Consider the following 20780-nt stretch of genomic DNA (forward strand, 5'->3'; position numbering starts at 1 on the left):
CAGCTGGGTAGCTATGTGCGGACGGGATAAGCGCTGAAAGCATCTAAGCGTGAAGCCCCCTCCAAGATGAGACTTCCCACAGCGCAAGCTGGTAAGACCCCTCATAGACGATGAGGTTGATAGGTTCGGTGTGGAAGCGCGGTAACGCGTGGAGCTGACGAATACTAATCGGTCGAGGACTTATCCACACACTTAGCAATCATGCGTATTCAGTTTTCAGGGAATGAAACCAACCTCTTTACCCCAGAATGGGTAAGGAGGTTTTTCGTTTTTATAGCAAAAAGTCAAACTCGCGATTATTTTGTCGATAAGTTAGGCCGAATGACCGACAAGTTCCCTCTTGCAGACGGGTCTTGGGGTAGACTAACATGAGAAGGTACCTGATCCAGGCGTTGGAGTAGGTGAGGTTATGAAGGAGAATCGTTCATGAAAAAAATTCTAATCTTTTCCGCTTCCATCGGTAACGGACACAACCAGGCAGCGCGGGCCATGCAAGAAAGCTTGGCTGAGAGTGGTTGCACATCAATGATCATCGATACGTTGGAATATATTAGCCCCACCTTTCACAAGATTTTGTTGGAAAGTTATATGAATCTGTTAAGGCTGTCACCCAAGATGTGGGGCAGAATTTACCATAATACAGAAAAAACCCGTTTCTTCGATATGAATGTGCTGATGAATAAGTTATTGGCAAACAAACTGAAAAAGCTGATCAACAGTGTACAGCCTGATGCCTTTATTGCTACGCATCCATTTGCGAGCTGTATGCTCTCCGTACTGAAAGGAAGAAATGATTGGAAGGAACCAATCTATACGATCATTACTGACTATACCATCCATCCTTCATGGATTAATCACCATATCAATTATTACTTCATCGGCCATGAACAACTGTATTACCTGTTAGACGTTTATCGACAGGACCATCAAAAATTTATTCCGATGGGCATCCCCATCATGAAAAAATTCAGCTTGCCATTGGACCCCGATTTGATTCGACAAAAGCTGGGCCTGGCTCCTGGACAAAAAAGCATTATTCTTTCAGGGGGCGGATTGGGTCTCGGCTCGATGGAAAAGGTATTAGATGGGCTAGAAGAGATTAACATTCCTCTGAAAACCTTTGTGTTAACAGGGACAAACGACAAGCTGTACAATAAAGTGATAAATCGTACGTATCGCCATGAAGTCGTTCCACTAAAATTCATCAATAACTTCCACGAATACTTGGAGACGGCTGATTTAATTGTCACCAAATCAGGCGGACTTACATCAGCTGAAGTAATGAGTAAACGGGTACCCATGATTATTTACAACCCTCTGCCTGGACAGGAAGAGAGGAACAGCCACTTTTTGCTCAATAATGGATGTGCGGTACATGCCAATCTGTCGGAGCAGTTGATTTACTTTATCGATGAACTATTGCATAGCCCGTCCAAGGTGGACTATATGCGTAGAATGGGACTGAAAATCTCAAAGCCAGATGCTGCACAACGAATTACCGAGTTTATCATGGAAGATATGAATATGTTGCCAAGAGAGTAGAATAGCGGCCTAGCCAGACATAATGGAGGAACCCATGACTGCACCATTCGCCATATTATTTGATATGGATGGCACGTTACTGCAAACAGAAAAGCTGTCGACCCCTGCATTTATTCGAACGTTTGACCAGCTTCGTCAAAAAGGGCTATGGCAAGGGGAAACCCCTGACGAGCGTGAACTGATCAATGTACTGGGAATGACGATCGAGCAGATCTGGGACAAATTGCTGCCAGGCGCGAGTGAGGAAGCCATTCGCTCAGCAGACGCTTTCTTGCTAGACAATGAAATCCAGTTACTCAAAGAACGAGTGACCGAGCTATATCCGGACGTAAAATCAACCTTAGAAAAGCTGCATGAAAAAGGATTTGCTTTGTTTGTAGCAAGCAATGGGCAGGAAGAATACATTGATGCCATTTGTCAGGAATACGAGTTAAAGCCGCTGATGACGGATCTGTACTCAGCTGGCCGTTTCCGTACGCATTCCAAAAATGACCTGGTTGCAAAATTGTTGTCTGATTACAAAATCGGGCAAGCCATCATGGTAGGAGATCGCCACTCCGACGTGGAAGCAGGCAAGACAAACGGTCTATTTACCATTGGATGCGACTTCGGTTTTGCCAAACCAGGCGAGCTTGATGGGGCAGATGTCATCATCACCAGCTTCTCTCAGCTACTGAATCATTTGCCAGCTATCGACACCAATACACAAGAACAAACATAAACCATTCCTCAGGGAGTGGTTTTTTTGTTGATCATGTCCAAGTTTCAAGCGACCCTCTTTTGCCCACACTAGAATGTGTAAGGGACACTTGCGGGCACGCACTAAACCCATTATAATTAACGTCAAAGATAGTCAAAGTCAATAGGTAACCTCATAAGAACATACACAGAGGAATAGGAGGCGATGACTTGCGTAACATCTCGGACATCATTGAACATCACTTGAAAAGCATCATTACAAACAGTCCCAATGGATCGATCGAGATTCAGCGTAGTGAGCTTGCCGACCATTTTCAATGTGTGCCGTCTCAGATCAATTACGTCATCAATACGCGCTTTACCGTTCAAAAAGGATACATCGTAGAGAGTAAGCGCGGGGGCGGCGGGTATATTCGCATACGCAAGGTGCAGATTGTCAGCAAAGCACGCTTGCAGGAATTACTAACAGAGGAACTAATTGGTGAGAGCATCACTCAGAGCGTAGGAAATGCGATCGTAGAAAGACTATTCGAGGAAGGATTAGTCAACATCAGAGAAGCCACCTTGATGAAAATCGCTACCTCGCGAAACGTATTGACGTTAGAAGCTGAATTGCGGGATCGTTTGCGGGCAAATATTTTAAAGCAGATGATCGCAGCAATCTTGTTGAAGTAAAAGGAGGTATGATGTTATGAACTGTGAGGAATGCGGAAAACGACCGGCGACACTTCATTTGACGAAAATCGTCAATGGCGAAAAAACCGAATACCATATTTGCGAGCAGTGTGCTCATGAAAAAGGGGACGTCTTTACCGGCTTTCACAACTTCAGCATCAACAATCTCCTGTCAGGACTTTTAAAATTTGATCCCATGCAAAAAAATGGACGCGAAACGGCAACGAATAAGCCGCTTCAATGCGAAACATGTGGACTCACATATTCTCAATTTAGTAAAAGCGGTCGATTTGGCTGTAGTGATTGCTACACCTTTTTGGGTGACCGACTGGACCCCCTTTTCCGCCGGATTCATGGAAACACACAGCATAGTGGAAAAGTACCAGAGCGTACCGGTGGCAAACTGAAGATCCGTAAAGAGCTGGAGCAACTAAAGCAAGCGCTGCAAAGTCATGTCGCCAGTGAAGAGTTCGAGAAGGCAGCAGAAATGCGTGATCGAATTCGAGCATTGGAACAAAAAATGACCCAATCGTAGCAAGGGAGGTTAGCTGGTTATGTCCCAAAAGCAGTTTATGCAAAACCCGTGGAGCAATTGGATGAAAGGAGAAGGTCCTGATTCCGACATTGTCATTAGTACACGGCTGCGTATCGCCCGTAACCTGCGCCAGCATCCCTTTCCGTTATTGGCAACGGACTCGCAGGGCGAGGAAGTCGTCAGAAAGGTAACGGAAGTAAGCGATTCGGAGGCAATGCGCAAAAGGCATCAGCTTCAGGTCATCCATATGGACCAAATTAACCCGTTAGAAAAAAGGGTACTTGTAGAAAAGCATCTGATTAGCCCTCATCTGGCAGAGGAATCCCGCAAAGGTGCCATATTACTTCGTGAAGATGAGTCTGTCAGCATTATGGTTAATGAAGAAGACCACATTCGAATACAGGTACTATTACCCGGGTTTCGTTTGAACGAGGCATGGGAAATAGGTACGAAGATAGACGACATTTTTGAGAAAAGCTTGAACTACGCTTTCGACGAAACACGAGGATATCTTACAAGCTGCCCAACCAATGTGGGTACGGGAATTCGTGCATCTGTGATGCTGCACTTGCCGGCTCTGGTGATGACGCAGCAGATCAGTAGAATTTTACAGGCAATTAATCAAGTTGGTCTAGTCGTTAGAGGAATTTACGGAGAGGGTAGCGAAGCTCTAGGGAATCTTTTTCAGTTATCCAATCAGGTCACACTGGGGATGTCTGAGTCGGATATCCTTTCCAATCTCTACGGTGTAGCCAGACAGATTATTGAGCAAGAGCGTGTAGCACGTACTTATTTGCTGGAGCATACCCGGGTTTCTTTGGAGGATCGGATTTTTCGGTCGTATGGCATCCTGATGTACGCTCGCACGGTAGAGTCCAAGGAGGCGGCTCAGCGCCTGTCCGATGTACGTCTGGGGATTGATCTAGGCATCATTCCTAATGTATCTCCGCTGGTCCTGAACGAACTGTTAGTCACGACACAGCCAGGGTTTTTACAGCACCATGCTGGACAAAAGCTCACTCCGGACCAACGAGACGAAAGAAGGGCAAGGCTGATCCGCGAACGTCTGCGCGTAGTAGAATCACAAGAGTAATCGTAATGGTATCACGCAATTGTTAACCATATAGAGAATAAACACGGTTATACGGAGGTGTACGATATGATGTTTGGACGTTTTACAGAACGAGCACAAAAAGTACTGGCGCTTGCCCTGGAAGAGGCGGTTCGTCTCGGACACAAAGATATTGGGACAGAGCATGTGCTGCTGGGACTCATTCGAGAAGGCGAAGGGATTGCGGCGAAGGCACTGCAATCACTTGGACTTGGCCTCGATAAAATCCAGAGTGAAGTGGAGTCGTTAATCGGGCGAGGAACAGAGCAGTCCGGTAGTAATTACACACCAAACTATACACCTCGCGCCAAAAAGGTTATTGAACTGTCGATGGACGAAGCCCGCAAACTGGGTCATACCTATGTGGGGACTGAACATATTCTGCTTGGCTTGATCCGTGAAGGAGAGGGCATTGCTGCGAGAATCATGAACAATCTGGGCGTTAGCCTGAACAAAGCACGTCAACAGGTGCTCCAACTGCTTGGCAGCTCGGAAATGATGGCATCTCATCAACCGTCTGGAGGGAACCCAGCGGCGAATACGCCGACATTGGACGGCTTGGCAAGAGATCTGACTGCAATCGCTCGTGATGGCGGGCTGGACCCTGTCATTGGTCGCCAAAAAGAGATCGAGCGTGTGATCCAAGTACTTAGCAGACGTACTAAGAACAACCCTGTTTTGATTGGGGAGCCTGGCGTCGGGAAAACAGCTATCGCAGAAGGTCTTGCCCAAAAAATCGTGAACAACGAAATTCCAGAGACCCTTCGTGATAAGCGCGTCATGACACTCGATATGGGAACCGTTGTTGCGGGAACCAAATATCGCGGTGAGTTCGAAGATCGTCTGAAAAAAATCATGGACGAAATTCGCCAAGCAGGAAACATCATCCTGTTTATTGATGAGCTGCACACCTTGATTGGTGCAGGTGGAGCAGAAGGCGCAATTGATGCCTCCAACATTTTGAAGCCTGCTCTGGCACGTGGCGAGCTACAGTGCGTAGGTGCCACTACGCTGGATGAATATCGCAAGTACATCGAAAAAGACGCGGCACTGGAGCGTCGTTTCCAACCGATTCAGGTTGATGAACCGACAGCGGAGGATGCTATTCGTATCCTGCATGGCCTTCGTGATCGTTACGAAGCCCACCATCGTGTCAAAATTACCGATGAAGCAATCGAGCAGGCAGTAAAACTGTCTGACCGCTATATTACGGAACGCTTCCTGCCTGACAAGGCCATCGACTTGGTCGACGAGGCGGCTTCCAAAGTTCGCTTGCAATCCTTTACGGTTCCACCAAACCTCAAAGAGCTGGAGGGACGTCTGGAAGAGGTACGCAAGGAAAAAGACGCTGCCGTACAATCACAAGAGTTCGAGGAAGCAGCAGCACTTCGCGATCAGGAGCAAAAACTGCGTGAAGAACTGGATAAAACGAAAAAAGACTGGAAAGAGCGCCAAGGCCAGCTAAACATGGAGGTTACTCCAGAAGACATCGCACAAGTAGTGGCGAGCTGGACGGGTATTCCTGTGTTGAAGCTGAAGGAAGAAGAAACAGAGCGCTTGCTGAAGATGGAAGAGATTTTGCACGATCGCGTCATTGGTCAAGATGAAGCAGTGAAATCCATCTCGCGTGCGATCCGCCGTGCCCGTGCTGGTTTGAAAGACCCAAAACGCCCGATCGGCTCGTTTATCTTCCTGGGACCTACCGGTGTGGGTAAAACTGAATTGGCTCGTGCCGTGGCAGAGACGCTTTTCGGTGACGAGGATGCAATGATTCGTGTAGATATGTCTGAGTACATGGAGAAGCATTCCACCGCTCGTCTGGTAGGTGCCCCTCCTGGCTATGTTGGATTTGACGAAGGCGGTCAGCTGACCGAAAAAGTGCGTCGCAAGCCTTACTCCGTCATTTTGCTGGATGAAATCGAGAAAGCTCACCCAGACGTATTCAACATCCTGCTACAAGTATTGGATGATGGCCGTCTGACTGACTCCAAGGGACGTACCGTTGATTTCCGCAATACGGTTGTCATTATGACTTCCAACGTCGGGGCCAGCATGATCAAGAAAAATACGACGCTCGGCTTCACGACCAACGATTCGGAAAGAAAGTACCAGGATATGAAGGACAAAGTCATGGATGAGCTGAAAAAGAGCTTCCGTCCTGAGTTCTTAAACCGTATCGACGAAGTCATCGTGTTCCACTCTTTGGAGGAAGAGCACATCGAGCAAATCGTATCTCTCATGACAGACGAGCTGCGTAAACGTTTGAAAGAGCAAGACATTGATTTCCAATTGACCGAAGAAGCCAAGAAAGTATTGGCAAAAGAAGGCTTTGATCCGGCCTATGGTGCGCGTCCTCTGCGTCGTGCTATCCAGCGCCACATCGAGGATAATTTGTCCGAGGAATTGCTCAAGGGCACGATCAGTAAAGGCGATACCGTCAATATCGAAGCCGAAGAAGGCAAGCTGATTGTCAAGCGCCTCGAAAAAACGAAATCATAAGCTGGGTTGAAACGTAATAGAATGCCTCCTGATTCGGGAGGTATTCTTTTTTTGGGTGCGTAATTATGATAAAAGTAGAGAAAGAAATCCAAGTGAGGGTGCGACTATGTCAAAGTATAAAACGAAATACGCGTGTCAAGAATGTGGCTATGAATCACCAAAATGGATGGGGAAATGCCCGGGATGCAGCAGCTGGAACACCTTGGTAGAGGAAGTGACGGTAAAAAATGCACATCGCCACGAGGGTCTGAGCGGCGGCCAGCGCCAATCTGCGATTCCATTGACCCAGGTGGCCAGTGAAGAAGATCCACGCATGGATACGACGATCGGAGAATTGAATCGTGTTCTTGGTGGAGGACTTGTTCCGGGTTCACTCATTTTGGTTGGGGGAGACCCTGGAATCGGAAAATCGACATTGCTTTTGCAGACATCTTTTGCCTTGGCTCATCAAGGGGCAAAGGTTCTCTATGTATCTGGAGAGGAGTCGGCAAAACAAATCAAAATTCGCGCGGATCGACTTCATTTGCAAACGCCGCCGATGTTTGTATTGGCAGAAAATGATTTGGATTTGATCGAACAGCATATTAATCAAGTAGACCCGGATGTGCTGATTATTGACTCGATCCAGACCGTGTTTCACCCGACGATCCAATCGGCTGCTGGAAGTGTCGCACAAGTGCGGGAGGCGACTGCCCAATTGATGCGGATTGCAAAAGGGAAAGGAATTGGTACCTTCATTGTCGGTCACGTTACCAAGGAAGGCTCCATCGCCGGTCCGCGTATGCTTGAGCACATGGTAGATGCTGTTCTCTATTTTGAAGGGGAGCGCCACAATACGTTTCGAATTTTGCGCGCCGTCAAAAACCGCTTTGGTTCGACAAATGAAATCGGTATTTTTGAGATGAAGGATCGCGGTTTGGAGGAAGTGGCGAATCCATCTGAGATATTTTTGGCAGAGCGTCCATTTGGTGTTGCGGGTTCCACAGTCGTAGCCAGCATGGAGGGCACACGTCCCGTTTTGGTTGAGCTACAAGCTCTCGTTGCCCCGACCAGCTTTGTAACCCCACGGAGAACGGCAACAGGGGTCGATCATCAGCGTGTGGCGATGATCATGGCAGTGTTGGAAAAGCGCATGGGCATGATGCTGCAAAATCAGGATGCATATGTAAACGTAGCAGGTGGGGTCAGATTGGATGAGCCAGCGGTTGATTTGGCGATTGCCGTAAGCATTGCAAGCAGTTTCCGTGATCACGCTACCAATCCACATGATGTCGTTATCGGAGAAATTGGCCTGACTGGTGAGGTGCGCGGTGTCTCTCGTATTGAGCAACGAGTACGAGAAGCACATAAGTTAGGCTTTAAGCGTGTTATCATCCCGGAGAAAAACATCCGCGGTCTGGATGCGCCAGCAGATATTCAAGTAATTGGTGTGAGCAATATTGCCGATGCGTTGAACGAGGTGATAAGGAGGTAAGAGTGGGCATGCAGGGGAACATCAAAAGAGCTCCGCAAATCGGTGATGTGCTTCGTCTCGTGGCACCCGGCACACAGCTTCGTGAAGGGTTGGAAAATGTTTTACGGGCCAAAACCGGGGGTTTGATCGTCATTGGGTGCGGTCCGGAGATGAAGTCGATTGTCGATGGGGGTTTTTCCATCAATTGTGATTTTTCTCCTGCCCATTTGTATGAATTAGCGAAGATGGATGGGGCGATTATAGTAAGTGAAGATGCAAAACGCATCTTGTACGCGAATACGCAAATCTTCCCACCCTCCTCGATCCCCACGAGCGAGACGGGGACACGGCATCGTACAGCTCAACGGACGGCCATGCAAACGAATCATCTGGTCATTGCTATCTCCCAGCGTCGCAATGTGATCACGTTGTACCAGGGGAATTTCCGGTATGTCTTAAGCGAAATCAGCGTCATTTTGGCCAAGGCGAATCAGGCTGTATCTACCCTTGAAAAATACAAGGCCGTTCTTGATCAAACATTGACGAATCTTGGTGCGTTAGAATTCGAGGAGCTCGTTACGTTACACGAAGTTGCCTCGGTTTTGCAACGGATTGAGATGGTGTTACGTATTAAGACAGAGGTCTCCAAGTACATATGTGAGCTAGGAGTAGAAGGAAGGCTCGTCAGTATGCAGTTGGAGGAACTGGTTTCAAACATTGAGGAAGAGGCCCATATGCTCATTCGGGATTATTCCAGAGATCCATCCTATTCACCTGATTTCGTGCTGCGGGACATGAAAAAATTGAACTCAGAGGAAATGCTGGAGCTCACTTCTTTTTTGCGAACGCTGGGATATTCCTCCAATGCCAGTATGCTGGATGAATCCGTTTCCCCTAGAGGTTATCGGATCCTGTACAAGATCCGGCGTCTGCCCTTTACGATCATCTCAAATCTGGTAGAGCATTTTCATCATCTGCCGCGAATTATGATGGCAACGATTCAGGAATTAGACGAAGTGGAGGGCATTGGCGAGGTCCGAGCGAGAGCGATTAAAGAGGGGCTGAAACGGATTCAAGAACAAGTGTTCATTGACAGACACATTTAAAGTAGAATAGGATAAAGGCATTATTTGTATTCAACATTTGCCTAGGGGACTTGGATAAAAACAAGGTCGACAGGATAACCTGCTCCTTACGCAAAAGAAATCAGGAGGTAGTCTATGTTCGTGAAATCGTTACCGAACATACTAACCGTAAGCAATTTGTTTCTGGGAGTTTTAGCAATTATTCTTGCGTTTCGAGGCGATCAATACGTCGAATATGCAGCGATCACAGTGATCATTGGTATGCTGGCAGACGGGCTGGATGGACGTGTAGCTCGTATGTTGAATGCCCAAAGCGAGTTCGGAAAGGAATTGGATTCACTTTCCGACGTCATTACATTTGGGATTGCACCAGCGTTCATCATGTATGTTGTCGTCTTGCAACACTTTGATTTGCTTGGGATTCTCATTACAGCCATTTTTCCGATCTGTGGTGCGCTGCGTTTGGCGCGTTTTAACGTACAGGCCGGGGTTCCGGGGTATTTCATCGGTTTGCCGATTACGGCAGCGGGAGGCGTTCTGGCTACGCTCGCACTCTATCACCAAGTGTTCACTCCGGTATTGCTTGCCGTAAGTATGTTGCTGCTTGCCTTTTTGATGGTATCAAAGGTCAAGTATCCTAACTTTAAAAAAGTGGGGATTCCAAAGTCTGCTTATTGGATCACACCCATTATCATCGCGATTGTGGTTGTTGTAGCGATTAAGTATCCGCAGCAATTTCCAAAAATCGTCTTCCTGCCACTCGCTTTTTATGCACTGTACGGAATAAAAAAAAACGTTGACTTTCTCGTCAAAAAATTACGCAAGCGTAAAAACAAAGAGGAAGAATCCGTACCGTTTGAATAGTTACGGCATAAAAAAACCCACACTTCAATGTGCGGGTTTTTCTTTTTTGTATGCAACTTTTTTTAGGGTTCATTCGTAATACGAGTAGCGGACTTTTAAGACAGATTGAAGACACCCAAAGTATTCAGTCGGTTGGATTCTTTCTGAAGCACATCTTCTAGCTTAATGTCAGTAATATTGCACAAGGCAGTGAGGTAAAAGAGGTTTTTGCCAAGCTCAGCAGTAACTACATCGCGACAATGCTCGCACAGCGGTCCGTTAAAGTGGGTGTCCAAATGGGACTTGTTGTCCTCCAGATTCTTGTTCGAATCGTACGTCTGTTTTTTGGCAACCACTTCGACACAGCCGCATTCGGTGATGGCTTTTGTCAGTGAACGGTTAATGCGGGATGCCGTTTCCTGAACTTTGGACATGACGTCCAGTACGCTACGATGTCTGATCAAAAGCTCGGATACTTGCGTTTGAAAGTCGTCTATGTTTCGATTGTCCATCTGGTTCACCTCTGCTTTAGGCTGTTGGTATCGTCATAATTTTCTCTCATTGCGATACTGACATTATAAAAAGGGAGTCAGCTCCCTGTCAATTTATCATCGAAGGAAACGAGTGTTCCCGGGTTGACGAGAAAATGACAACTATGTTAAAATTTTTGGCTATTTGACATGGCAAAATCTTTTTTGCTATAGTGAGGGAAAGTAAAATGAAGCATTATAATGATTTGGAAAAAAATAGGGTTTTACTCTTAGGCTTCTGTCTATATTAGTAAAAGGAGGTGAAGGCATGTTACGCCGAGTAGGAAAATTCATTTTTGTTTTGATTGGTGGCGGATTGGGGTATCGATTTGGTGACGAATTGTTCTCGTTGCTTGATCCACTGTTAAACTTTGGTGTAGTAGCCGGATCGCAATATATTGGAGCTATACTGGGTGCCATCTTGTTTTTCTTTTTAGCGAATTGGGTTGTGGATTATGTTCTGCGCATCGTTCGATGGGGTGAAGAGACACTCGTCAAAATGCCGGTTGTCGATGTGATGTTCGGAGCGATGGGGTTGATTAGTGGTCTTATTGTTGCATTCTTATTATTCCTGCCCATCAGTAAAATTCCGATTCCATATGTAGGAGATCTTTTGCCGTTAATTGTTTCCGGGTTGCTCGGTTATTTGGGCTTCCAGGTAGGATTCCGCAAGCGGGACGAGATTATGTCGGTATTTTCGATTGGACGTAAGGATAAGAAAAAGGAAAGTGCAACAACTGCCGTTAACTTGGAAAATAAAATTCTCGATACCAGTGTCATTATTGACGGACGCATCGCAGATATTTGCCGTACCGGCTTTCTGGAAGGGGTACTGGTCATTCCGGGATTTGTGCTAGAGGAGTTGCAGCATATCGCCGATTCCTCCGATGTACTGAAGAGAAACCGCGGTCGTCGTGGTCTGGATATCTTGAACAAGATTCAAAAAGAAATGAAGGTAAAGGTCCAGATTTGGGAAGGCGATTTTGAAGAAGTATCCGAGGTGGACAGCAAGCTGATCAAGCTCGCAAAGCTCATTAACGGAAAGGTCGTAACAAACGACTTTAACCTGAACAAGGTATGTGAGCTGCAAGGTGTTGCGGTATTGAACATCAATGATTTGGCAAATGCAGTCAAGCCCGTAGTTTTACCTGGAGAAGAGATGAACGTTCAAGTCATCAAGGATGGGAAAGAGCACGGTCAGGGTGTCGCTTATCTGGACGATGGCACGATGATTGTTGTAGAGGGCGGACGAGAATACATCGGAAACGACGTCGATGTTCTCGTAACGAGTGTGCTGCAAACTTCCGCTGGACGTATGATCTTCGCCAAACCAAAGTTGCTGGAACGAGCATTATAGAAAAGACAACAGGAGAGGGATGAATCAGTGAGTACGGGTGTCGTGATCGTTGCAGCCGGTTCGGGTAAACGAATGGGTGGACAACGAAACAAGTTGTGGTTACCGCTTGCGGGCGAGCCGATCTTGGCTCATACGGTACGTCTTTTTGCTACTCATCCCGACATTGATGAAGTTGTGCTAGTGGTGAGTGAAGCAGACCACGCAGAAGTAATGAGCTTGATCTCGGCTGAAAAGCTGACGGTTGTGGTTACTCTGGGTGGAGCAGAGCGACAAGACAGTGTGAGAAATGGCTTGGCATCACTATCCGCAAATTGCGATTACGTACTGGTTCACGATGCTGCCCGTCCTTTCGTCACTCGCAAACAGATCAGTGACATGATCAAACAGGTGCAACAAGATCAGGCAACGATCATGGCAGTGCCTGTCAAAGATACGATTAAAGTGGTGGGGGCAACAGGGCTTGTAGAGTCAACCCCAGCACGGGAAAGCTTGTGGGCGGTTCAAACCCCACAAGCTTTTCGTATGTCTTTATTGCGAGAGGCACATCAGGCAGCAGAGGCAGCGGGGAAGCTGGGTACGGATGATGCGATGCTGGTTGAGTGGCTGGGTCATCCGGTATCGATTATGCACGGAAGCTATGAGAACATTAAGATTACTACGCCAGACGATCTGTGGTTTGGTGAAGAGATATTGCGGAAACGAAAGGGAGAGTAGCTCATGCGTATTGGACAAGGTTTTGACGTGCATCAATTAGTAGAGGGGCGTCCATGCATTATCGGAGGCGTCACCATCCCGTATGAAAAAGGCTTGCTAGGGCATTCTGACGCGGATGTTCTCCTCCATGCGATTAGTGACGCGATTCTTGGAGCGATTGGTGAGGGGGATATTGGCCGTCATTTCCCAGATACAGACCCGGCTTTCAAGGATGCGGATAGCGTAAAGCTGCTGGAGCATGTATGGAAGTTGGTTCGGGAGCGTGGCTACCGTTTAGGAAACGTGGATGCAACGATCATTGCTCAAGCGCCGAAAATGGCGCCGTACATCCCGCAAATGTGTGAAGTCATTGCACGCGTGCTGGATGTAGACGATCTCTCGCAAGTGAATGTGAAGGCAACGACATCGGAGAAACTCGGTTTTACAGGTAGAGGGGAAGGAATCGCTGCCCAGGCAGTATGCTTGCTTGTCAAGTAGAAGGGCAAGGTGTAACATAAAGCCTTAGATACGTTTTTACTTAGGTCAAGGTTATAGCCTTTTACATTCATAAGGATGGTGCTACCAATGGCGAAAGAAATTCGCACTCGTTATGCGCCGAGTCCTACGGGGCATTTACACATCGGCGGTGCGCGAACAGCGCTCTTTAATTATCTTTTTGCGAAACATCACGGTGGTTCGTTCATCGTTCGGATTGAAGATACGGACCAAACGCGCAATAAGGAAAATGCGGACGAAGAGCAAATGAAAAACCTGAAATGGCTCGGCGTAACATGGGAAGAAGGTACAGATATTGGTGGACCATATGGACCGTACCGTCAAACAGAGCGCCTGGACATTTATCGGAAATATATCGATCAACTGTTGGCAGAAGGCAAAGCGTACTACTGCTACGCGACAAAAGAAGAGCTGGATGCAGAACGTGAAGAACAGCTCGCGCGTGGAGAAACACCACGCATTCTGGAAAAGCATCGCCATGTATCGGACGAGCAGCGTGCTCAGTACGAAGCAGAAGGGCGAGTGCCATCCATCCACTTCCTCGTTCAGGATGATCGCGAGTATGTCGTGAACGACCTGATTCGTGGCCAGGTAACATTCAACTCCAACGAGATGGGCGATTTCGTTATTTGCCGTCCGGATGGAATCCCTACATACAACTTCGCCGTTGTAGTGGATGACTATTTGATGAAAATTAGCCACGTCATTCGTGGAGAAGAGCATCTGTCCAACACGCCTCGTCAATTGATGATTTATGAAGCGTTTGGGTGGGAAGCGCCTGACTTTGCTCACTTGGCACTGATCCTCAACCAAGATGGCAAAAAGATGTCCAAGCGCGACGAGAGCATTCTTCAGTTCATTGAACAGTACCGTGACCTCGGTTTCTTGCCAGAAGCAATTGTGAACTTCCTTGTTCTTTTGGGATGGTCTCCGGGTGGCGAAGAAGAGATTTTCTTAATGGAAGATCTGATCAAGCTGTTCTCAATGGACCGCGTGAACAAGTCGCCAGCTGTTTTTGATGCTACGAAGATGAACTGGATGAACAACTTCTATTTGAAGCGCCAACCGCTGGATATGATCACAGACATGTGTATCCCGCATCTGCAAAAAGCTGGCTTCATCGAAGAGGATTTGTCTGCTGAGAAGCGTGAATGGGTTCGCAGTATCGTAGGCCTGTACCAAGAGCAAATGTCCTACTGTGCGCAAATCGTTCCGTTGGCAGCTCTTTTCTTCCTCGACGAAGTGGTGTACGATGAAGAAGCAACTCTGGTGCTCAAAGAACCGCAATTGCCAGAAGTGCTGGCTTCCTTTGTGAAACACCTTTCTGCCCAAGATGCATATAATGTGGATGTTATTAAAGCGGTTCTCAAAGACGTGCAAAAGGAAACGGGTCACAAAGGCAAGGCATTGTTCATGCCGGTCCGTGTAGGAGCAACTGGTCAGGCGCATGGTCGCGATCTGGCGGAGACGTTGTATCTGCTTGGACGCGACAAGGTGATTGCACGTGCAGAGCAAGTAATTGCAAACGGTCAGTAAGTATTGGTTGGTTTTCTTTTATAAATAATGAATGCGACGATCAGGAGAAGTACAACAGTTTGCACATCTACAGAGAGGATGGATAGGTGAGAGCCATCTGGTGTGCCCTGTATGGAAATGCCCCTGTAAGCAATGAGCTGAACCTATCTTTTTGAAAAGATAGCAGTAGGCGCCATCGGCTTCCCGCCGTTATCGGGGTATGAGCGAGATTTGCTCATGACTGTTGTGAGTTTTTCGTGACAGTGATGACGATCTAAGCAGAGTGGAACCACGGTAAACCCGTCTCTGTCCCTTCGTGTTTGAGGGGATAGGGGCGTTTTTTATTTTCTTGAAAAGGTAGTTCAAAAAGTCGTCTTTTGATCACGATGTAGTCCTGGAAGCTTATTCGACTTCGAAAGTAGCGTTCACCTTCGAAGTCCGGTGCTCATGTAGGTCTCCTACACTCCGCTCCTCTTTCTTCAGGTTCTCGCTACTTTCTCGATGCTGAAAAGACAACTTTTTGAACCCTGACATTGTAGTTGAACGTGAGCAGGTAAATCAGGCGGGAGGTGCCACCCAAAAATGTTAGCACAGATGAGAGATGACATTCATGCTGTTTTTGAACGAGACCCAGCTGCGCGAAGTACGCTGGAAGTCATTATGACCTATTCCGGTTTGCACGCGATATGGGGGCACCGGATTGCCCACAGGCTCTGGAAGGCTGAGCTGTGTACACTCGCCCGAATTGTCTCTCAACTATCCCGTTTTTTCACGGGAATTGAGATTCACCCGGGCGCAACAATTGGCCGCGGCCTGTTCATTGACCATGGCATGGGTGTTGTGATCGGAGAGACGTGCGAAATCGGAGACAATGTAACGATTTATCAAGGGGTTACACTCGGGGGAACAGGTAAGGAAAAAGGGAAGCGTCACCCTACGATCGGCAATGATGTCATTATTGCGACGGGAGCAAAGGTGTTGGGCTCCTTCAAAATTGGCGATAATTCAAAGATAGGGGCTGGTGCCGTTGTCTTGCAGGAGGTACCGCCTAACTCGACCGTAGTAGGAATCAAGGGACGCATCGTCATCCAGGATGGCAAGCGGGTCAAAAATGATCTGGACCATGTAAATATGCCAGACCCGGTAGCGGATACGATTCGTATGATGCAAAAGGAAATTGATCAATTACGCAAAGAATTGGAGCTTTTGAGGGAGGATAAAAAGAACGATGGGCATTCAGCTGACTAACACGATGACGCGGCGAAAGGAACCGTTTCACACATTGGAGCCAGGAAAGGTAAAAATGTACGTGTGCGGCCCGACCGTGTACAACTACATCCACATTGGAAATGCACGCCCTGCCATTGTGTTTGATACACTGCGCCGTTACTTGAAATATCGTGGCTACGAAGTGACATTCGTGCAAAATATTACGGACGTAGATGACAAATTGATTCGTGTGGCGAATCAGGAAGGTGTCACTGTCAAAGAAGTGGCGGATCGATACACGGATGCGTACAATGATGATCTGAAATCACTGAACGTACTGCCATCTGATATTCAACCGCGAGTGATGCAGACAATTCCGGAGATCATTGAATTCGTGCAAGGGCTGATTGAAAAAGGCTTTGCCTACGAGAGTGAAGGTGACGTCTATTTCCGCACGGGACGTTTTCAGGAATATGGAAAGCTTTCGCATCAACCGTTGGATGATTTGCAGGCAGGTGCTCGTGTAGAAATCAACGAGAAAAAGGAACATCCCCTGGACTTTGTACTTTGGAAAGCGGCCAAGACCGGAGAAGTTACCTGGGACAGTCCGTGGGGCGAAGGAAGACCGGGCTGGCATATTGAATGCTCGGCAATGGCCCTGAAGTTTTTGGGTGAGGAAATCGATATTCATGCGGGCGGAACAGACCTTGTGTTCCCGCACCACGAGAACGAAATTGCCCAGTCGGAATGCTTTACGGGTAAAGTCTTTGCTCGTTATTGGCTACACAACGGCATGCTCAATATCGATAACGAAAAAATGTCCAAATCCCTCGGGAATTTCTTGCTTGCACGCGAGCTTTCGGAGAAATTTGGCGGTCAATTAATTCGCTTCTTTATGCTTCAGGGGCACTATCGCAACCCGATCAATTTTAGCGAAGAGTTGATCGAACAGGCGGCCAATGGTCTAGATAGAATTAAGACTGCGTATACGAATCTGTCCCATCGTCTGGATACCGTGCGCGCAGAAGAGCCGAATAATCAGGCACAGGAGCAGGCACGAATCATTGGGGAGCTTCGTGAGCGTTTCGTTACTGAGATGGATGATGATATCAATACAGCGAATGCCATTACCGTTATTTTTGACGTCGTGAAGGAAGCCAACCTGTATTTGCGTTATCAAAATATAGGCGAAACCGAAGTTCGCGCGTACATGGATTTGTTGGTGGAGTTGACGGAGGTTCTTGGTCTTGAAATTGCAGAAGAGCAGGAGCTGTTGGATAGTGAGATTGATGCGTTGATCGAAGAGCGCACAGAAGCTCGCAAAGCAAGAAACTTTGCCCGTTCTGACGAAATCCGCGATCTGCTCGCAGCAAAAGGAATCGTGCTGGAGGACACGCCACAAGGTGTTCGCTGGCGTCGAAAATAAGGGGCCGAAGAAAATAGATGCAAAAAGAAGAACTAACCCGAGATCCTAATCTGACAAATCCACTCGTGCTTGCCTTCCTCGGGGATGCTACCTATTCACATTGTGTCAGGTATCATTTGATCGCCAAGGGGCTGGTTAAACCAAACCAGCTCCACAAGGCGGCCAATCGCTATGTTTCAGCGAAAGCACAGGCCAATGTGTTGTTGACGTTAATGCCCACATTGCCGGAGGAAGAATTGAATGTAGTGAAGCGGGGGCGGAATGCCAAATCCGGCTCCAGTGCCAAAAACGCCGATATTATCGACTACCGTCATGCAACGGCTTTTGAAGCATTGATCGGGTACCTGTACTTGAGTGGAAAAGAAGAGCGGATCGCTGAAATTGTGCAGCAGGCTTTTGCCATAGTGGAAGGAGAATCATGAAATGAGTGAAGAGTGGATTCTGGGGAAAAACCCCGTCATTGAGGCTTTGCGATCAGGCCGTACAATCAATAAGATTTGGGTTGCAGAGGGAACGAATAAAAATTTGATGGGACCTGTCTTTGCCTTGGCAAAAGAACAGGGTGTCATTGTGACGACAGCGAACCGCAAAAAGCTGGATCAGCTCGTGTCGACGGACAACCATCAGGGTGTAGTGGCTTCTGTTGCTGCTTACGATTACGTAGAAGTAGACGATATTCTGAAGCGGGCAGAGGAAAAAAACGAGGCGCCGTTCATTTTGCTGTTGGACGAGCTGGAAGATCCGCATAACCTCGGTTCGATCATGCGGACAGCCGATGCAGTCGGAGCTCATGGTGTCATCATTCCGAAACGACGTTCTGTCAGTCTTACGGCAACAGTGGCAAAAGCTTCGGCAGGGGCGATCAACTACGTGCCGGTAGCGCGAGTGACGAATTTGGTTCGTACCATGGAAGAGCTCAAAGAACGCGGTGTTTGGATCGCAGGAACAGACGCGAGTGCCAAACAAGATTTCCGCCAGGGTGACTATACGATGCCGCTCGCGATTGTCATTGGCAGCGAAGGAAAAGGCATGAGTCGCCTCGTGCGGGAAAACTGTGATTTTCTGTACAGCCTTCCGATGGCGGGCAATGTTACCTCACTCAATGCTTCTGTAGCAGCTGCCTTGTTGATGTATGAAGTCTATCGCTCCAGGAGTCCAATTCCGACGCGGGTGAAATGACATGGCGAAACGAAAAGCCAAGTCGCTGTTGATCGTAGATGGATACAATATCATCGGCGCCTGGCCCGATCTGCGCCTGCTGAAGGATCAAGAGCGGATGGACGAGGCGCGCGATCAATTAATCGCAAAAATGGCAGAGTACCAGAGCTACACTGGTGTGAAGGTCATCATTGTCTTTGATGCGTACAACGTTCCTGGCATTGGCCGTCAAATGGAAGACTTCCAGGTTGAAGTTTATTTCACGAAGAAAAAGGAGACGGCAGACGAGAAAATTGAGCAGTTAGTCTCCCAATTTCACAATAAAAATCGACAAATTTATGTGGCAACTTCTGACTATACCTCTCAACGTGTCATATTTGGGCAGGGAGCTTTGCGCAAATCCGCGCGGGAGTTGTTGCTCGATATGGAAAATGCGGGCAAGGAAATCAAGAAACAAGTCGAAAAAACGAAAGAAGAGCGTTTCTCCACGCGAATTACGCTGAATGATGAAATAGCGAAAATATTCGAAAAATGGAGAAGGGAATAACTTGGATTCGGTTGACGCTTTTTTATGGCATCATGTATAATAGCGCTATCTATTGGAGAAACCGGTTGGCGGAGGGATCATTTGTGAGTGTTGACCTCAAGGAGTTAAAACATGCCCAATATGAACTAATGACCGACGAAGAAGTAGTCGACCTGGTTCGCGATAATGACGCCGAAGCTTTGGAGTATTTGATCAACAAATACAAGAACTTCGTCCGTGCCAAAGCGAGATCCTATTTTCTTATTGGGGCTGACCGCGAAGACATCGTGCAGGAAGGGATGATCGGACTGTACAAGTCTATTCGCGACTTCCGAGGAGACAAGCTCACGTCGTTCAAAGCATTTGCCGAGCTGTGTATTACCCGTCAGATCATTACCGCGATCAAGACAGCGACACGTCAAAAGCACATCCCGCTCAATTCTTACGTCTCACTGGACAAGCCTATCTATGATGAAGATTCTGACCGCACGCTACTCGATGTGATTTCGGGAACCAAAGTGACCGATCCAGAGGAATTGTTTATCAATCGGGAAGAGTTCGATGATATCGAGGGTAAGATGAGTGAAATCTTGAGCGACTTAGAGCGCCAGGTTCTCATGCTCTATTTGGATGGACGATCCTATCAGCAGATTGCCGTCGAGCTGAAGCGTCACGTCAAGTCTATTGATAATGCATTGCAGCGAGTAAAGCGCAAGTTAGAGCGCTATTTGGAAGGAAGAGAGATTCATCTGTAGAGAATCTCTCTTTTTATTTTGGAAGCAAAAGGACTACCTCTTGTCAAGTCATTTTGTTTGACATGGCTATTTCGGTATGATAAATTTATTTAGGTAGCCATAGACTCTTATCTCTCTGTTCTATGGTTACTTAGGTGAATGAAATGGTCTGGAAAAAGTAGCGGTTTTCCCGTACTATTTATCATCGGGGTACTTTTAACTAATAGCAGGTTTGAAATGAGATGGAGGTGGCAATAAATGCGAGTAAACATCACGTTGGCGTGCACCGAGTGTGGCGAGCGTAACTATATCTCCACGAAGAACAAGCGCACCACTACTGAACGTGTTGAACTGAAAAAGTATTGCTCCCGTGACAAGAAGCAAACCCTTCATCGCGAGACGAAGTAATGGTTGATGCGACGAAGTCAGGGGGTGGCAAAGTGGGTTTTTTATCACGAATCGGAGCCAGTTTTCGCCGTACCGGTGGTTTTTTTAGTGACGTAATGTCCGAGCTAAAGAAAGTCCGTTGGCCCAACCGTAAAGAATTGACGACCTATACGCTCGTTGTTCTTGTTACGGTTGTGCTCCTGGCAATATTCTTCTTCGTCGTTGATTTGGGTATCTCGCGCTTGATCGATTTGATTCTAGGAACGTAATTATGCAAGTCTTAGGAG

22 protein-coding genes, 1 rRNA gene and 1 other annotated feature (1 of these 24 only partly in view) are annotated in these 20780 nt (G+C 47.4%); of the genes, 22 read left to right on the forward strand and 1 reads right to left on the reverse strand.

What is annotated here, in order from left to right; all coding sequences use genetic code 11:
• The 10 genes from ACKKE8_RS01210 to pssA all read left to right on the forward strand — a co-directional run.
• Positions 1 to 188, forward strand: a 23S ribosomal RNA gene (locus ACKKE8_RS01210) (it extends 2741 nt beyond the left edge of the window).
• 238 nt (positions 189 to 426) lie between these two features.
• Positions 427 to 1542 (forward strand): MGDG synthase family glycosyltransferase, encoded by a 1116-nt coding sequence (locus tag ACKKE8_RS01215; protein ID WP_409176607.1) that lies wholly within the window; start codon positions 427 to 429, stop codon positions 1540 to 1542.
• A gap of 34 nt (positions 1543 to 1576) precedes the next feature.
• Positions 1577 to 2263, forward strand: coding sequence for an HAD hydrolase-like protein (locus ACKKE8_RS01220; RefSeq protein WP_409176608.1), 687 nt, complete (start codon positions 1577 to 1579; stop codon positions 2261 to 2263).
• Between the two features lie 188 nt (positions 2264 to 2451).
• Positions 2452 to 2916, forward strand: a complete 465-nt coding sequence (locus ACKKE8_RS01225) for a CtsR family transcriptional regulator (protein WP_106841306.1) — start codon at positions 2452 to 2454, stop codon at positions 2914 to 2916.
• A gap of 16 nt (positions 2917 to 2932) precedes the next feature.
• Complete coding sequence (locus tag ACKKE8_RS01230; protein WP_409176609.1) at positions 2933 to 3451, forward strand: UvrB/UvrC motif-containing protein; 519 nt, start codon at positions 2933 to 2935, stop codon at positions 3449 to 3451.
• A 19-nt stretch (positions 3452 to 3470) separates the two neighbouring features.
• Positions 3471 to 4544 (forward strand): protein arginine kinase, encoded by a 1074-nt coding sequence (locus tag ACKKE8_RS01235; RefSeq protein WP_409176610.1) that lies wholly within the window; start codon positions 3471 to 3473, stop codon positions 4542 to 4544.
• Positions 4545 to 4610: 66 nt separating this feature from the next.
• Positions 4611 to 7061 carry an ATP-dependent Clp protease ATP-binding subunit gene (locus ACKKE8_RS01240; RefSeq protein ID WP_409176611.1) on the forward strand — a complete coding sequence of 817 codons (2451 nt, stop codon included), beginning with the start codon at positions 4611 to 4613 and terminating at the stop codon, positions 7059 to 7061.
• A 106-nt stretch (positions 7062 to 7167) separates the two neighbouring features.
• Positions 7168 to 8535 (forward strand): DNA repair protein RadA, encoded by a 1368-nt coding sequence (gene radA, locus ACKKE8_RS01245; RefSeq protein ID WP_409176612.1) that lies wholly within the window; start codon positions 7168 to 7170, stop codon positions 8533 to 8535.
• An 8-nt stretch (positions 8536 to 8543) separates the two neighbouring features.
• Positions 8544 to 9620 (forward strand): DNA integrity scanning diadenylate cyclase DisA, encoded by a 1077-nt coding sequence (gene disA / locus ACKKE8_RS01250; protein WP_409176613.1) that lies wholly within the window; start codon positions 8544 to 8546, stop codon positions 9618 to 9620.
• Positions 9621 to 9734: 114 nt separating this feature from the next.
• Positions 9735 to 10463 (forward strand): CDP-diacylglycerol--serine O-phosphatidyltransferase, encoded by a 729-nt coding sequence (gene pssA / locus ACKKE8_RS01255; protein WP_017247027.1) that lies wholly within the window; start codon positions 9735 to 9737, stop codon positions 10461 to 10463.
• Positions 10464 to 10558: 95 nt separating this feature from the next.
• Here the strand turns inward: pssA and ACKKE8_RS01260 are convergent, their stop codons facing one another.
• Complete coding sequence (locus ACKKE8_RS01260; protein WP_007716195.1) at positions 10559 to 10954, reverse strand: hypothetical protein; 396 nt, start codon at positions 10952 to 10954, stop codon at positions 10559 to 10561.
• Between the two features lie 286 nt (positions 10955 to 11240).
• Here ACKKE8_RS01260 and ACKKE8_RS01265 point away from each other — a divergent pair, with 286 nt between their 5' ends.
• From ACKKE8_RS01265 to secE, 12 genes are all read left to right on the forward strand, one after another.
• Positions 11241 to 12329 carry a PIN/TRAM domain-containing protein gene (locus ACKKE8_RS01265; RefSeq protein WP_409176614.1) on the forward strand — a complete coding sequence of 363 codons (1089 nt, stop codon included), beginning with the start codon at positions 11241 to 11243 and terminating at the stop codon, positions 12327 to 12329.
• 27 nt (positions 12330 to 12356) lie between these two features.
• Positions 12357 to 13043: a 2-C-methyl-D-erythritol 4-phosphate cytidylyltransferase gene (gene ispD, locus ACKKE8_RS01270; protein WP_409176615.1), complete on the forward strand. Its 687-nt coding sequence runs from the start codon at positions 12357 to 12359 to the stop codon at positions 13041 to 13043.
• 3 nt (positions 13044 to 13046) lie between these two features.
• Positions 13047 to 13520: a 2-C-methyl-D-erythritol 2,4-cyclodiphosphate synthase gene (gene ispF / locus ACKKE8_RS01275; RefSeq protein ID WP_409176616.1), complete on the forward strand. Its 474-nt coding sequence runs from the start codon at positions 13047 to 13049 to the stop codon at positions 13518 to 13520.
• 87 nt (positions 13521 to 13607) lie between these two features.
• Positions 13608 to 15074: a glutamate--tRNA ligase gene (gltX, locus tag ACKKE8_RS01280; protein WP_409176617.1), complete on the forward strand. Its 1467-nt coding sequence runs from the start codon at positions 13608 to 13610 to the stop codon at positions 15072 to 15074.
• A gap of 27 nt (positions 15075 to 15101) precedes the next feature.
• Positions 15102 to 15364 (forward strand) — a binding site (T-box leader).
• Positions 15365 to 15635: 271 nt separating this feature from the next.
• A complete protein-coding gene (gene cysE / locus ACKKE8_RS01285; protein WP_409176618.1) occupies positions 15636 to 16301 on the forward strand; it encodes a serine O-acetyltransferase in 666 nt (221 codons plus the stop codon).
• The gene (gene cysS, locus ACKKE8_RS01290; protein WP_409176619.1) at positions 16282 to 17688 is read left to right on the forward strand and encodes a cysteine--tRNA ligase; all 1407 of its coding nucleotides are present in this window, start codon (positions 16282 to 16284) and stop codon (positions 17686 to 17688) included. The genes cysE and cysS overlap by 20 nt, the downstream gene beginning before the upstream one ends.
• A 17-nt stretch (positions 17689 to 17705) precedes the next feature.
• Complete coding sequence (locus ACKKE8_RS01295; RefSeq protein ID WP_007716204.1) at positions 17706 to 18110, forward strand: Mini-ribonuclease 3; 405 nt, start codon at positions 17706 to 17708, stop codon at positions 18108 to 18110.
• 1 nt (position 18111) lies between these two features.
• Positions 18112 to 18867, forward strand: coding sequence for a 23S rRNA (guanosine(2251)-2'-O)-methyltransferase RlmB (rlmB, locus tag ACKKE8_RS01300; protein ID WP_012683967.1), 756 nt, complete (start codon positions 18112 to 18114; stop codon positions 18865 to 18867).
• A 1-nt stretch (position 18868) separates the two neighbouring features.
• On the forward strand, positions 18869 to 19393 hold the full coding sequence (locus ACKKE8_RS01305) for an NYN domain-containing protein (RefSeq protein WP_409176620.1): 525 nt from the start codon (positions 18869 to 18871) through the stop codon (positions 19391 to 19393).
• Between the two features lie 83 nt (positions 19394 to 19476).
• Positions 19477 to 20127, forward strand: coding sequence for an RNA polymerase sporulation sigma factor SigH (gene sigH, locus ACKKE8_RS01310; protein ID WP_005828894.1), 651 nt, complete (start codon positions 19477 to 19479; stop codon positions 20125 to 20127).
• A gap of 237 nt (positions 20128 to 20364) precedes the next feature.
• Positions 20365 to 20514 (forward strand): 50S ribosomal protein L33, encoded by a 150-nt coding sequence (gene rpmG / locus ACKKE8_RS01315; RefSeq protein WP_003392018.1) that lies wholly within the window; start codon positions 20365 to 20367, stop codon positions 20512 to 20514.
• Positions 20514 to 20762: a preprotein translocase subunit SecE gene (gene secE / locus ACKKE8_RS01320; RefSeq protein ID WP_012683970.1), complete on the forward strand. Its 249-nt coding sequence runs from the start codon at positions 20514 to 20516 to the stop codon at positions 20760 to 20762. Before rpmG ends, secE begins: the two co-directional genes overlap by 1 nt.
• Positions 20763 to 20780 lie beyond the last annotated feature (18 nt).

The organism is Brevibacillus fortis (genome assembly GCF_046196545.1).
GTDB lineage: Bacteria > Bacillota > Bacilli > Brevibacillales > Brevibacillaceae > Brevibacillus > Brevibacillus fortis_A.